General features: G+C 72.7%; 12 protein-coding genes. 6 read left to right on the plus strand and 6 right to left on the minus strand.

Annotated features, from left to right (window positions below):
- Positions 1-111 precede the first annotated feature (111 nt).
- The 4 genes from E2C05_RS02875 to E2C05_RS02890 form a co-directional block, all read right to left on the minus strand.
- Complete coding sequence (locus E2C05_RS02875) at positions 112-1,128, minus strand: cation diffusion facilitator family transporter (protein ID WP_133218093.1); 1,017 nt, start codon at positions 1,126-1,128, stop codon at positions 112-114.
- Positions 1,129-1,141: 13 nt separating this feature from the next.
- Complete coding sequence (locus tag E2C05_RS02880) at positions 1,142-1,612, minus strand: nuclear transport factor 2 family protein (protein WP_133218094.1); 471 nt, start codon at positions 1,610-1,612, stop codon at positions 1,142-1,144.
- A gap of 170 nt (positions 1,613-1,782) precedes the next feature.
- Positions 1,783-2,577 carry a Bax inhibitor-1/YccA family protein gene (locus E2C05_RS02885; protein ID WP_133218095.1) on the minus strand — a complete coding sequence of 265 codons (795 nt, stop codon included), beginning with the start codon at positions 2,575-2,577 and terminating at the stop codon, positions 1,783-1,785.
- A gap of 285 nt (positions 2,578-2,862) precedes the next feature.
- Positions 2,863-5,436, minus strand: a complete 2,574-nt coding sequence (locus tag E2C05_RS02890; RefSeq protein ID WP_240046532.1) for an ABC transporter permease — start codon at positions 5,434-5,436, stop codon at positions 2,863-2,865.
- A gap of 116 nt (positions 5,437-5,552) precedes the next feature.
- On the opposite strand from E2C05_RS02890, the gene E2C05_RS02895 reads away from it, so the two are divergent.
- Positions 5,553-6,365, plus strand: a complete 813-nt coding sequence (locus tag E2C05_RS02895) for a TerC family protein (protein ID WP_133218096.1) — start codon at positions 5,553-5,555, stop codon at positions 6,363-6,365.
- Between the two features lie 266 nt (positions 6,366-6,631).
- Here E2C05_RS02895 and E2C05_RS02900 read toward each other — a convergent pair whose 3' ends face one another.
- Positions 6,632-7,438 carry an SDR family NAD(P)-dependent oxidoreductase gene (locus tag E2C05_RS02900; RefSeq protein ID WP_133218097.1) on the minus strand — a complete coding sequence of 269 codons (807 nt, stop codon included), beginning with the start codon at positions 7,436-7,438 and terminating at the stop codon, positions 6,632-6,634.
- Between the two features lie 40 nt (positions 7,439-7,478).
- Between E2C05_RS02900 and E2C05_RS02905 the strand changes: the two genes are divergently transcribed.
- The 5 genes from E2C05_RS02905 (at position 7,479) to E2C05_RS02925 (ending at position 12,800) form a co-directional block, all read left to right on the plus strand.
- Entirely contained in the window at positions 7,479-8,378 is a 900-nt protein-coding gene (locus E2C05_RS02905) for a YicC/YloC family endoribonuclease (RefSeq protein WP_240046533.1), read from the plus strand.
- Positions 8,368-9,042 (plus strand): guanylate kinase, encoded by a 675-nt coding sequence (gene gmk / locus E2C05_RS02910; RefSeq protein WP_133218098.1) that lies wholly within the window; start codon positions 8,368-8,370, stop codon positions 9,040-9,042. The genes E2C05_RS02905 and gmk overlap by 11 nt, the downstream gene beginning before the upstream one ends.
- 112 nt (positions 9,043-9,154) lie before the next feature.
- A complete protein-coding gene (locus E2C05_RS02915) occupies positions 9,155-10,024 on the plus strand; it encodes an FAD binding domain-containing protein (RefSeq protein ID WP_133218099.1) in 870 nt (289 codons plus the stop codon).
- Between the two features lie 17 nt (positions 10,025-10,041).
- Positions 10,042-10,524, plus strand: coding sequence for a (2Fe-2S)-binding protein (locus E2C05_RS02920; RefSeq protein WP_133218100.1), 483 nt, complete (start codon positions 10,042-10,044; stop codon positions 10,522-10,524).
- Complete coding sequence (locus E2C05_RS02925; protein ID WP_133218101.1) at positions 10,521-12,800, plus strand: xanthine dehydrogenase family protein molybdopterin-binding subunit; 2,280 nt, start codon at positions 10,521-10,523, stop codon at positions 12,798-12,800. The genes E2C05_RS02920 and E2C05_RS02925 overlap by 4 nt, the downstream gene beginning before the upstream one ends.
- A gap of 138 nt (positions 12,801-12,938) precedes the next feature.
- Here the strand turns inward: E2C05_RS02925 and E2C05_RS32780 are convergent, their stop codons facing one another.
- A complete protein-coding gene (locus E2C05_RS32780; protein WP_158291914.1) occupies positions 12,939-13,454 on the minus strand; it encodes a DUF4142 domain-containing protein in 516 nt (171 codons plus the stop codon).
- Between the last annotated feature and the right edge of the window lie 539 nt (positions 13,455-13,993).

Here is a 13,993-nt window from a genome sequence, read left to right on the forward strand (position 1 = left end):
CGTCCCGCATCCGGATGAGCCGATCCGGATGCGGTCGGGTCTCGGCCTTGCTGCGGGGGCCGTCCTGTGCCGAACGCGGGGGAGCGGGCCGGGTTGTGAGCGCGGGCGGCGTTACAGCGTATGCGCCGGGGCCAGGGCGCAGGAATGCGCCGGATCGCCGCTTTCCACCTGCAAGGTGCTGTGGCCGATGCCGAAGCGGGATCGCAGCGCGCCGCAGAGGCCGGCAAGGAAGGCGTCGTCAGCCCCGCCCGGGCGGACCAGATGGGCGGTCAGCGCCGTCTCGGTGGTGGACAGGGCCCAGATGTGCAGATCATGCACCTCCTGCACGCCGGGCTGGGCGGCGAGGAATTCCTGCACCGCCGCCGGGTCGATGCCGCGCGGGACGGCGTCCATGGCCAGGTCCACGCTTTCCCGCAGCAGGCCCCAGGTGCCCAGCAGGATGACGCCGGCGATGACCAGGCCGAGCACCGGGTCCACCCAGAGCCAGCCGGTGGCGCCGATCAGCAGCGCGCCCAGCACCACGCCGGCGGAAACGCCGGCATCGGCGAGCAGGTGCAGATAGGCGCCGCGGCGGTTCAGGTCGGCCTCCCGCCCCCGGGCGAAGAACAGGGCGGTACCGCCGTTCACGACGATGCCGGCGGCGGCGACCCAGAGCATGAGCCCGGTCTCGACCGGCGCCGGCTCGATCAGCCGCCGGATGGATTCGAGCGCGATGGCGCCGACCGCGACCAGCAGCAGCATGGCATTGGCCAGCGCCGCCAGGATGGTCCCGCGGTGCCAGCCATAGGTCCGGCGGCCGGTGGGCAGGCGGCGGGTCAGCCGGGCGGCGATCCAGGCGAGCACCAGGCCGAGCACGTCGGACAGGTTGTGGCCGGCATCGGCCAGCAGGGCGAGCGAGCCGCCAAGCAGCCCCGCCGCCACCTCCAGCACCACGAAGCCGAGGTTGAGGCCGATGGCGGGGACGAAGCCGCGCTCCCCCGGCATCGGGCCGTGGTGGTGGCCGCCCGGGCCATGGTCGTGGCCCGAATGGTCATGGCCGTGGTCGTGATGGCCGCTGCCCGGGCCGTCATGGTCGTGGGCATGGCGATGCGGGTGCGGCGCGCCGTGGCGGTGGGGTTGCTCGCTCATGCGCCGCCGCCGGTCACAGCCCCAGCGCGGTCAGGCCCGGGTGGTCGGCCGGCCGCGGCCCGGGCGCCGGCCAGCGGAACAGCCGGTCCGCCTCGGCGATCGGGACATCGTTGATGCTGGCATGGCGCTCGGCCATCAGCCCGTTCGCGTCGAACTGCCAATTCTCGTTCCCGTGGCTGCGGAACCAGTGCCCGCTGTCGTCGTGCCATTCATAGACGAAGCGGACCGCGATCCGGTTGCCTTCCCAGGCCCAGACCTCCTTGATCAGCCGGTACTCCAGCTCCCGCGCCCATTTGCGGCGGAGGAAGGCGGCGATGGCGGCGCGGCCGGCGAAGAACTCGGCGCGGTTCCGCCAGCGGCTGTCCTCGGTATAGGCCAGGGCCACGCGGTCCGGGTCGCGGCTGTTCCAGGCATCCTCGGCGGCGCGTGCCTTCTGCGCCGCGGTCTCGGCAGTGAAGGGGGGCAGGGGTGGGCGGCTGCTCATGGCCAGGGCTCCGGACGGGCTGACTCGGGCGGGGACGCCCCGTGCCGTGCCTGGCCCGCCGCGATCCGCTTCCGCCGTGGATTCGGCGCGGCACGGCGGCCGGTTGCAACGAAAAAGGCCCCGGGGAAGGGTCCCCGGGGCCGGATCCGCACTGCCCGATGGGCGTCGGATCAGTTGTCGGACTGCCGCACGCCAACCAGCTGCAGCAGCATCTGGAACAGGTTGATGAAGTTCAGGTAGAGGCCGAGCGCATCCATCACGGACCGCTTGCCGGCCTCCTCCGTCCCCTCGGCATAGGCGTACTCGATGTAGTCCGCCTTGATCCGCTGGGTGTCGAACGCCGTCAGGCCGAGGAACACCACCACGCCGATCAGGCTGATGGCGAACTGCAGCGCCGAGCTGGCGAGGAAGATGTTCACGATGCCGGCGATCAGGATGCCGATCAGCCCCATCATCATGAAGCTGCCCATCCGCGTCAGATCCGCCTTGGTCGTGTAGCCGTAGAGGCTGACCGAGGCGTACATGGCGGCGCAGATGAAGAAGGTGCTGCCGATGCTGGCGCCGGTGTAGCGGAACGCCAGGTTGCTGAGGCTGGCGCCCATGCAGACGCAGAAGGCCCAGAACAGGGCCTGCGCCGTGGTCTTGCTCAGCTTGTTGTAGCCGAAGCTGAGGACCAGCATGAAGGCCAGCGGCGACAGCGAGACGACCCAGAACAGGATCGTCGGCTGCATGACGATGCGGCCGGACGGGGTACGGGCGGCGCTGTAGAACAGCTCCTGCAGCGCGGGCACGGTGACGACCGCCAGCGCGACGATGCCGGTCAGCAGCAGCCCCGAGGCCATCCAGTTGTAGACCCGGAGCATATACGCCCGGAGCCCGGCATCGACGGCGGCCGCGTCGGCCGTCGCGACGCGACCCCAGCCTGGCGCACCCGTCTGGTATCGATAGTCGGGTTGAAGGGCCATAGGTGTCTCGAACCTCCCAAAGGGGGTGATCCCCGCGGTGTCCATATTATGGAGGGTTTGTAATCCTGCGCAATGGGAATCCGTGCGCCGGATTGCCGTAACCACGCCGGCGGGCGGGGGCCGCCAACAGCCGTGATGTAGTGTGGCGTGGTTGCCGTTTCATGTCACGAAGGGTGACCAGCGCGCGGACGATCAGCGGCCGCGGGCGGTGCCCATGCCCGGCACGGTCGGCGACCGGCGAATCCCGGCGCGCAAGCCCGCGGCCGGACGCCGCGGGCCCTGGGCTCACTCGTTCCGCAGCAGCGGGCCCGGCCGGGCCCGCAGCGCCAGCGCGGTGCCGACCTGGCCGCAGAGCAGCGTCAGCGCCGCGCAGCCCAGGATGGTGGCGGCCAGCGTACCCGGCAGCAGCACCCATTCCGCCCGCATGACCAGCGCGACCACCGCCCAGGAGGCCAGGCTGCCCATCACGGCCGCCAGCGTCCCGGCAACCAGGCCGATCAGGGCATATTCCACCAGCCAGGCGGCCCGGATCTGCGCCCTGGTCGCGCCGACCGTCTTGAGGATGACGGCGTCCCGCACCCGCTGCCGCTGGCCGGCCGCCACGGCGCCGGCCAGCACCAGGGCGCCGGCCAGCAGGGTCAGGCTGCCGGTGGCGGTCAGGGCGGTGCCGACCCGCCCCAGGATGCCCGCCACCGCCTCCAGCGCATCCCGCACCCGGATGCCGGAGCTGTTGGGGAAGGCGTCGGTCAGGGCCCGCAGCACCGCGGCATCCTGCGCCGCATCGCCCCGGACGGTGGCGATGTGGGTGTGCGGCGCCGCCTCCAGCAGGCCGGGGGAGGCGATGAGGGTGAAGTTCATGCCCAGCCCCCGCCAGTCCACCGCGCGCAGGTTGGCGATGCGCAGGTCGATGTCGCGCCCCAGCACGTTCACCGTGATCACGTCGCCGATGCCCACCCCCCAGCCGCGGGCGATGGCGGCATCGAAGGACAGCAGCGGGTCGCCGCGGTAGTCGGGCGCCCACCATTGTCCCGCGACCAGCCTCGAACCCTCGGGCGGCGTCGCGGCATAGGTCAGGCCGCGGTCGCCGCGCAGTGCCCAGGCGGTCTCCTCGGTCACCTGCGCCCGCTCCGCCGGCACTCCTTTCACCGCGACCACCCGGGCACGGAGGCTCGGGACCCGCTTGACCTCCGTCACCCCCGGCAGGCCGAGCGCCACCTGGTCGAAGCGCTGCGCCTGGTCCGACTGGATGTCGATGAAGAAGAAATTGGGGGCGCGGCCGGGCATCTCGGCCGCCAATTGCCGGCGCAGATTGCCCTCGATCTGGGCGATGGCGGCCAGGGTGGTCAGGCCGATGCCGAGGGAGACGACCAGCAGCGCCGCCGGCGCCCCCGGCCGGTGCAGGTTGGCGAGGCCGAGGCGGAGCGCCGGCCGCCGCAGATGCGCCAGCCGCCGGGCAAGGGCCGCCAGCCCCCAGGCGCCGCCGCGGAACAACAGCAGCGCGGCGATGGCGGCGCCGCAGAAGCCCAGGGCGAAGCGCGGGTCGCCGGAGGTCAGCACGATCAGCCCGATGAGGGCGAGGGCGGCCAGCGCATTCAGCGCCAGCACGCCCCAGCCGGGCCTGGCGCCGGCCGGCTGCACCGCATCCCGGAACAGCGCGGCGCCGGAGATGCGGGCGGCACGGCCGAGCGGCCAGAGCGCGAAGGCGAGCGCCGTCAGCAGCCCGTAGAGCGCCGCCAGCGCCAGCGGCGCCGGATAGGGCGCCAGCCGCGGCGGCACGGGCAGCGAGCCCGACAGGGCCTGCGCCGCCGCCCAGGTCAGCCCATACCCGGCCAGCAGCCCGAGGCCGATGCCGAGGCCGGCCAGCGCCAGCACCTGCAGCAGGTAGGTCAGGAAGATGGTGGAGGCCGGGGCGCCCAGGCAGCGCAGCGTGGCGATGGACCGCGCCCGGGCGTCCAGCCAGCCGCGCACCCCGGTCGCCACGCCGATGCCGCCGACCAGCAGGGCGGTGAGGCCGGCCAGGATCAGGAAGGATGCGGCGCGGTCGAGGAAGCGGTTCACCCCCGGCTCCGCCTGGTCGGCGGTGCGGATGCGCCAGCCCTCCTGGGCGAAGTCGCGCCGCAGGTCGGCGGCGAAGCGGGCGCGCGGCGTCCCCTCCGGCAGCCGGACCCGCAGGTCATGGTTCACCAGCGCCCCGGGCTGCAGCAGCCGGGTGCGGTCGAGCATGGCCCGCGTGATCAGGGCGCGCGGGCCGAACAAGGCAGGGGTGGTGGCCTTGTCCGGTTCCGCCACCACCCGGGCGGCGACGCGGAACTCCGCCTCGCCGATCCGGACCCGGTCGCCGATGGCCAGCCCCAGCCGCTCGATCACCAGCGGGTCCAGCGCGACGCGCGGCAGGTTCAGCGCCGCCTCCTCGGCCGGGCTGCCCTGCAGGATGGGAACGGCATTCGCCTCCTGCGCCGTCGCCAGCGGCCCGGGCGGGTCGAGATCGAGCGCGCCATAGAGCGGGTAGGGCCCGTCCACCGCCTTCACCTCCACCAGCATCCGCTCGCCGGAGGGGGCGACCAGCATGGAGCGGAGGGTGACGACCTCGGAGACGCGGCCGCCGCGGGCCTCGACCAGGGCGCGGGCCTCGGGCGGCATCGGGCGGTTGCCGCTGCGCACCTCCACATCGCCGCCCAGGATCCGGGCGCCATCGGCGGCCAGCCCTGCCTCGATCGCCGCGCGCAGGGTGCCGACCGCGGCGATGGCGGCGACGCCCAGCGCCAGGCAGGCAAGGACGATGCGAAGCGAGCGGATGCCGCCGCGCAGCTCCCGCCGTGCCAGGCGGAGGCCGAGGAGAAGCTGGCCGAGGGGGCCCAAGGGCGGGAACTCCGTCAGGACTGCTGTCGCAGTTGGGGCGCCGCGAAGCCGTTCCAAGCCCGGCAACGCGCGGCGTTGCGCCGCGTTACGCGGCGGAAAGCCGGGACATAGTTGCAATGGACGCCGAACTCGCCGTCGCCCTCTTCGCCCTGATCGGGATGGAGGTGGTGCTGGGCATCGACAACCTGGTCTTCATCGCGATCCTGTCGAACCGACTGCCGGAGCACCAGCGGGTGAGCGCGCGACGCATCGGCCTCGGCCTGGCGGTGCTGATGCGCTTCGCCATGCTGGCCGGCACCACCTGGCTGCTGACCCTGACCCGGCCGCTGTTCACGGTCGCGGGCATGGAGATCTCCGGCAAGGACCTGATCCTGCTGGCGGGCGGGCTGTTCCTGATCGGCAAGGCGGTGATGGAGATCCACCACCGGGTGGACCCCGAGAGCCAGGCCGACACCCAGGCCGCGAATGCCGCGACGGCGCTGTTCTGGCCCAGCGTCTTCCAGATCCTGCTGCTCGACATGGTCTTCTCGGTGGACAGCATCCTGGCGGCGGTGGCGCTGACCCGGGAATTCTGGGTGATCGCCACGGCCATCGTCGTCTCCGTCCTGGCCATGCTGCTGTCCATGGATGCCCTGTCCCGCTTCATGGAGCGCAACCCCACCGTGGTGATGCTGGCCCTTGCCTTCCTGGTGATGATCGGGATGGTGCTGGTGGCGGAAGGGCTGGGCTTCCATGTCCCGAAGGGCTTCGTCTATGTCGCCATGGCCTTCGCCGCGGCGGTGGAGGGGCTGAACCTGCTGGCCAAGCGGGCCGGCCGCCGGCGCCGCGCGGCGGCCCAGGCCGCCGGGGCGGATGCCGCCTCCCGCCCGGCCGGCGCCAGCATGGTCCAGCCGGGCGCGACCCAGGCCGGGGCGCCGCAGCAGGGCTGAGCGGCGGCCCAAGCGGCGGTCCGGCGGGGGCCCTGCTGACCTTCCTCCGTGCCGGGCCTTGGCCGCGGGCGGCGTAGGGGACGGACCAGCAGCGTCCTTGGCCGCCGACCTGACCGGCGGGCTGCGGCGACAGGCGCCGCCCACCCCGGGACCGGCTGCCGCGACATGCGCCCGCGGCCGGGCGTCGCCCGGCCCCGGCCTTTCCCCACGGGCGCATAGCCTCCCCGGGGCCGGTGGCGGCCCGCGTCGCGTCGGGGCAGGCCGCGCTACCCCACCCGCGGCAGCATCTTCCCCTTGGCCGGCGCCGCCCGGAACAGCGCCGCCCGCAGGCCGGGCGGCAGCGCGCCGGCCAGCCGCGCCGCCAGATAGACCGGTAGCGGATAGGCGATCCGCAGCCGCCCGGCGGCGATCCCGTCCAGGCTGCGCCGCGCCGCCGCCTCCGGCTCCATCAGCAGCGGCATCGGGAAGGCATTCGCCGCCGTCATCGGCGTGCGGATATAGCCGGGGCAGACCGCGTGCAGCCGGATGCCCCGCTGCCGTTCGGTGGCGTCCAGCGCCTCCGCCCAGCGCTGCACCGCCGACTTGCTGGCGCAATAGGCCGGCGCCCCCGGCACCGCGACGAAGGCGGCGATGGAAGCGAGGACGGCGATGCGCCCGCGCACCCCGTCCGGGCCGGGCTCCTGCCCGGCCATGGCGGCGATGGCGGGCAGGGCGGTGTTCAGCACCCCCGTCACATTGGTCTCGAAGATGGCACGGGCCTGGTCGGCGGGTTCCGTGCTGCCGCCGGTGCCGGCCGAGACGCCGGCATTGGCGATGACCAGGTCGAGCCGCCCCGCCCCGCCGATCCAGCCCGCCATCGCCGCCTGGTCCCGTACATCGACGGCGCGCGGGTGCGCCTCGGCCCCCGCTTCGGCGCAGGCGGCGGCGGTTTCCGCCAGCCGCCCGGCATCCCGGCCGCCCAGATGCAGCGTCACCCTCGGCGCGGCGCAGGCCAGGGCCAGGGCACGCCCGATGCCGGAGGAGGCGCCGGTGACCAGCACATGCCGCCAGGGATAGCGCCCGGCCCTCACCATCGCTTGCATCCGGCCCCCTTCGGCGGGACAAACCGCCCCGATGGGCACCCTTATGAGCATGACCGGCTTCGCGCGCGAGAGCGGCACGCTGCCGGACGGCACCGCCTTCGCCTGGGAACTCCGCAGCGTGAACGGCCGCGGCCTGGACTTGCGGCTGCGGCTGCCGAATGGCCAGGACGCGCTGGAACCCGCGCTGCGGGACGCGACGGCGAAGCGCCTGAAGCGCGGCAACGTCTCCGCCAACCTGACCCTGGCGCGGGCGGAGCGGCCGAGGCTGGCGGCGGACCCGGCGGCGCTGGACCAGGCACTGGCCCTGGCGCTGGACCTGGCCAAGCGCATCCCCGGCGCCGCGCCGCCGCGGCCGGAGGCGCTGCTGGCCCTGCCCGGCGTGCTGCGGGCCGAGCAGGCGGAGCCGGACGAGGCGCAGGAGGCGGCGAAGCGCACCGCGCTGGCCGCCGCCTATGACCAGGCGCTGGCCGGCCTGGCCGCCGCCCGCGCGGCCGAGGGCGCCAGGCTGCAGGCCATCCTGGCATCCCTGCTGGAGGAGATCGCCGCCCTGCGGGACGCCGCCGCCACGGAGGCCGCCGGCCAGCCGGAGGCGCAGCGCAGCCGCCTGCTGGACCAGCTTTCGGCCCTGCTGGGGGAGGCCGGTCCGGCCCGCATCCCGCCCGAGCGCCTGGCGCAGGAGGTGGCGCTGCTGGCGCAGAAATCCGACGTGCGGGAAGAGCTGGACAGGCTTTCGGCACATATCGAGGCTGCCCGCGCCCTGCTCGCGGCCGGGGAGGGTGCCGGCCGCAAGCTGGACTTCTTGGTGCAGGAATTCGTTCGGGAGGCGAACACGCTCTGCTCGAAGTCGGCCTCCGTCCCGCTGACGCGGATCGGGCTGGACCTGAAGGCGGCCATCGAGCGGCTGCGGGAGCAGGCGGCCAATGTCGAGTGACGGGCCGGGAGGCCGGAGCGTGAGCCGGACGGTGTCCCCTGTCGCCACCCGGCGAGGCATCTGCCTCGTCCTCGCCTCCGCGCCGGGCGGCGGCAAGACCAGCGTCTCCCGCGCCCTGCTGGAGAGCGAGCCGGCGCTGTCCCTGTCGGTCAGCGCCACCACCCGGGCGCCACGGCCCGGGGAGCAGGAGGGGGTGCACTATTTCTTCCGCACGCCCGGCGAGTTCGCCGAGGGCGTCGCCGCCGGGGAGTTCCTGGAACATGCCAGCTTCCTCGGCCGCAGCTACGGCACCCCGCGGGCGCCCGTGGAACAGGCCCTGGCCGAGGGGCGGGATGTGCTGTTCGACATCGAATGGCAGGGCCACCGGCAGCTCAAGGCGGCGATGCCGCAGGACGTCGTCGGCATCTTCCTGCTGCCGCCGAGCCTGACGGAGCTGGAACGCCGGCTGCGCGGCCGCGGCCAGGATGCGGAGGAGGAGATCGCCCGCCGCATGGTCGCCGCGCGGACCGAGATGGAGCACTGGCACGAATTCGACCATGTGCTGGTGAACGAGGAGTTCGCCGCGACCGTCGCCGCGGTGCGCGCCGTGCTGCACGCCGCCCGCACCCACCGCACCCGGCAGCCCTGGCTGGAAGGCTTCGTCGCCGGCCTGCTGCGGGGCTGAGGCCGGGCCGGCAGGTCGGTCGTCCGAACCGGGGGGCTAGCCCGACCGCAAGGCGCATCCTAGCATCCGTGCAAGCCCCCGCGGGGGCACGGGAACGATCTGGGAATCAGCCATGACGGACGTCCGATACCTGGCGCCTCGCACGCTGGAGGAGGCGGTGAGCGCCTTCGCCGCGGCGCAGGGCGCAGCCCGCATCCTGGCGGGCGGCACCGACCTTCTGGTGCAGATGCGCAACGGCATCCTGAAGCCGGGCGTGATCGTGGACATCAAGAAGATCGCCGAGATGACCGAGATCGCGGACCTGCCCGATGGCGGCTTCCGCATCGGCGCGGCGGTCAGCGGCGCGGCGATGGCCGAGCATCCGCGCTTCGGCAAGGCCTGGCCCGGCGTGCTGGAGGCGGTGAACCTCATCGGCTCCAAGCAGGTGCAGGGCCGCTGCTCGCCGGGCGGCAATCTCTGCCACGGGTCGCCCGCCGCCGACAGCGTGCCGGCCATGGTCGCCGCCGGCGCCGTCGTCACCCTCCAGGGCCCGCAGGGCCGGCGGGAGATCCCGGTGGAGCAGGTGCCGGCCGGGCCGGGCCGCACCACCCTGGCGCCGGGCGAGATCCTGGTCAGCTTCACCCTGACCGCCCGCCCGGCCGGTGCCGGCGATGCCTATCTGCGCATGATCCCGCGGACCGAGATGGACATCGCGGTGGTCGGATGCGGGGTGAACCTGACGATGCAGGGCGGCATCGTGACCGCGGCGCGCGTCGCGCTCGGCGCCGTCGCGCCCACCGTGCGGCTGGTCGAGGATGCCGGGAAGGCGCTGCTCGGCACCCGGCTGGAGGATGCGGCGCTGGAGGCGGCGGCGGCCGCCTGCCGCGCCGCCTGCAAGCCCATCGACGACAAGCGCGGCACCATCGCCTACCGCACCAGGGTCGCCGGCGTGCTGCTGAAGCGCACCGCCGCCGTCGCGGCCCAGCGCGCCCAGGGGAACTGAGGGGGAAGCCGAACGCCATGCCGAAGGTCCATGTCACCGCCAGCATCAATGGCGAGCCCGCGGAATTCCTCTGCGACCCCGACAAGAGCATGCTGGAGGTGCTGCGCAACACGCTCGGCCTGACCGGCACCAAGGAAGGCTGCGGCACCGGCGATTGCGGCGCCTGTTCCATCACCGTGGATGGCCGCCTGGTCTGCGCCTGCCTGATGCTGGCGGTCGAGGCCGAGGGCACCGAGATCGGCACCATCGAGGGGATGGCGCAGGGCGAGGCGCTGCACCCGCTGCAGCGGAAATTCCTGGAGATGGCGGCGCTGCAATGCGGCATCTGCACGCCGGGCGTGCTGATCGCGGCCAGGGCGCTGCTGGAGAAGAACCCCGACCCGACCGAGACCGAGGTGCGCTTCGGCCTGGCCGGCAATCTCTGCCGGTGCACCGGCTACGACAAGATCGTCCGCGCGGTGCTGGAAGCCGCCGCCGAGATGCGGGAGACCGTGGCATGAACGTCATCACCGACAAGCTGCAGGTCGAGGACAACAAGTGGATCGGCACGCGCACCGTCCGCCCGGACGGGGCGGACAAGGTGACCGGCCGCGCCGCCTATGCCGCCGACAACACCATGCCCGGCATGATCTGGGGCAAGGTGCTGCGCAGCCCGCATGCCCATGCGCGCATCCTGTCCATCGACACGAGCAAGGCCGAGGCGCTGCCGGGCGTGAAGGCGGTGGTGACGGCGAAGGACATCGTCGAATTCCCGCTCGACAAGTCGGTCATGCTGGGCATCCAGGACATGCGCTGGATGTGCCGCAACGTGATGGCGCGGGAGAAGGCGCTGTTCCACGGCCACCCGGTGGCCGCCGTCGCCGCCATCAACGAGGAGGTGGCGGCCGCTGCCTGCGCGCTGATCGAGGTGCAGTACGAGCCCCTGCCGCATGTCATCGAGATCGAGGACGCGATCAGGCCGGACGCGCCGATCCTGCATGACTTCCTGAAGTTCCAGGACAAGCCTTCCAACATCTCCGCCACGATGACGGCGAAGCTGGGCGACGTGGAGGCAGGCTTCGCCCAGGCGGATGTCGTGATCGAGCGGACCTTCCGCACCCGGCCGGTCCACCAGGGCTATATCGAGCCGCAGGCCTGCACGGTCAGCTACGCCGCCGATGGCCGCGCGACGATCTGGAGCAGCTCGCAGGGCCAGTTCATGGTCCGGGCGATGACGTCGCTGCTGACCGGCGTGCCGCAGAGCCACATCAAGGCCATCCCGGCCGAGATCGGCGGCGGCTTCGGCGCCAAGACCATCATCTACCTCGAGCCGCTGGCGCTGATCCTGTCGAAGAAGTCCGGCCGCCCGGTGAAGATGGTGATGTCGCGGGACGAGGTGATGCGCGCGACCGGCCCCACCTCGGGCTCCTTCAGCACGGTGAAGATCGGCGCGAAGAAGGACGGCACCATCGTCGCGGCGCAGGGCACCTTCTACATCCAGGCGGGCTGCCTGCCCGGCGGGCCGCTGCGCGGGCCGGTCGGCTGCGCCTTCGCGCCCTACGACATCCCGCATGTCCTCTCGGTCGGCTACGAGGTCGTCTCCAACCGCTCCAAGGTCGCGGCCTATCGCGCCCCGGGCGCGCCGCTCGGCGCCTATGCTGCCGAATGCGTGCTGGACGAGATCGCCGAGAAACTCGGCATGGACCGCCTTGAGATCCGGCTGAAGAACAGCGCGAAGCCCGGCACCAAGGCGGCCTATGGCGCCACCTTCGGCAAGGTCACCTTCGAGGAGACGATCGAGGCGGTCCAGAACCACGAGCACACCAAGGCGCCGCTCGACCGCAACCCGCGCCCGGGCGTGAAGCGCGGCCGCGGCGTCGCCTCTGGCTTCTGGTACAATGCGGGCGGCGAATCCTCGGCGCAGCTGAACATCTCCGAGGACGGCAATGTCCTGGTGACGACCGGCCACCCGGATGTCGGCGGATCCCGCGCCTCCATCGCCAATGTCACGGCGGAGCTGCTGGGGATCGACCATGGCCGCGTCTCCGTGCAGATCGGCGACACCGCTTCCATCGGCTTCTCCAACCTCACCGGCGGCAGCCGCGTCACCTTCGCCTCCGCCATGGTGGTGACGCAGTCCGCCGAAAAGGTGATCGGCCAGCTGAAGGAACGCGCGGCGAAGATCTGGAAGATCGACCCGGAGGCGGTGACCTGGGAGAATGGCGAGGCACGGCCGGCCGGCCCGAATGCCGGCCAGTTCCCGCCGCTGAGCCTGAAGGAACTGGCGGCGAAGGCGAACGAGATGGGCGGGCCCATCGGCGCCGGCGTGCAGCTGAACACCACCGGCGCCGATCCCGGCTTCGCCACGCATGTGGTGGATGTGGAGGTGGACGTCGATCTCGGCATCGTCCGGGTGCTGCGCTACACCGCGGCGCAGGATGTCGGCCGCGCGCTGCATCCCAGCTACGTGGAAGGCCAGATCCAGGGCGGCGTGGTGCAGGGCATCGGCTGGGCGCTGAGCGAGGAATACCTGTACGACAAGCAGGGCCGGCTGGATAATGCCGGCTTCCTCGATTACCGCATGCCGGTCTGCTCCGACGTGCCGATGATCGAGCCGCTGATGCTGGAGATCCCGAACCCCAAGCATCCGCAGGGCGTGCGGGGGGTGGGGGAAGCGCCGATCGTCCCGCCGCTGGCCGCCATCGCCAACGCGGTCTACGACGCGCTCGGCACCCGCTTCTACAGCCTGCCGATGTCGCCGCCGAAGATCCTGGAAGGGCTCGACGCCGCGGGTTAGAGCAGATCCCGATCAGTGAAATCACCTGATCGGGTGAGGATGCTCGTCGATTCAAATGACTAGAGCGGTTGCCGTGAGCCATGGCGAACGGAAACCGCTCTAGCGGAAGGGGGCCGCGGCGCCGCGGCCTCCGTCGCCTCAGGTCAGCATCATCTGGATTTCCTGCAGCATCGTCAGGTGCTGCTGGATGGACATGCGGGCCAGCACGGCGATGTGCTGCGTGTCCGTGCTGCGGTTGGTGTTCTCCAGATAGCCCTGCTGCGTCAGCAGCAACGCCTGGTGCTGCTGGATCTGGCTGAGGATGAAGGCGCGGTCGAAGGCCGCCCCGGTCTGCGACTGCAGCGTCTTCAGCACCGCCATGTGGTCGGCATCCAGCGGCACCGGCCGCGGATTCTCCGAATTGGTCAGGACCTGCGCCAGCGCCGTCTGCTCGGCGATCTCGAAGCCGGCGAACTGCTTCACCTTCGGGTTCTGTGCCCGTTCCAGGGCCAGGGTGCTGGCCTGCGTCGCCAGCGTGCCGCCCATCAGCGTCTTCGCCAGGTATTCGGTGCCGGAGACGGTGGGCACCGTCCGCACCTGCGCCAGGGCCAGCCGCGGGCTGAGCGCCAGGGCCGCGAGCCCGGCCGAGCCGAGCAGGATGCCGCGTCGATCCATCGGGTCGTTCCTTCTGCGGGAGTATCGGCTGGGTCGATCCACCCGGCCGCCGGTGCGCAGAACGAGGATGACGGGCTTGGGTTCGGGGCGGCCGCCTTGTCGGCACCCGCCGGCCCGCCGGACGGCGGCGGTGCTGTCCCGGCTCACGCCGCCGTGACGCCCACCGGGGAAGGGGGATAAACCTCGGCGGTGGCCAGGGTCTTTTCCGTGCCGCCAGCGTTGCCCAGGCATGACAGAGGGAAGGGTCGCCGGCCATGCCACCTGCGGCCGGCCGGCGCGGCGAAGGCGGAGTCGGACCTGCCCGATGCCGCCCGCCACGGCCGCGCGCGCCGCTGCCCGATCCGCGACGGCGACGCAGTGCGGGACCACGGCGTCAAGCTTCGTCACCCGTCGCCCGGCCGGCACGACCGCGCGGAATGTTGGGGGCGCCGGGCATGACGGGCGCGGCGCGCCATGCGGCGGCAGCCAATCGGGCGCTGCGATGTGCGGCCCCCACGCCGCGGGTCGGGCCGGGTCGTGGCCGCGACGGCGCCCGCCGC

The sequence above is a fragment of the Paracraurococcus ruber genome, from assembly GCF_004353985.1.
GTDB lineage: Bacteria > Pseudomonadota > Alphaproteobacteria > Acetobacterales > Acetobacteraceae > Paracraurococcus > Paracraurococcus ruber.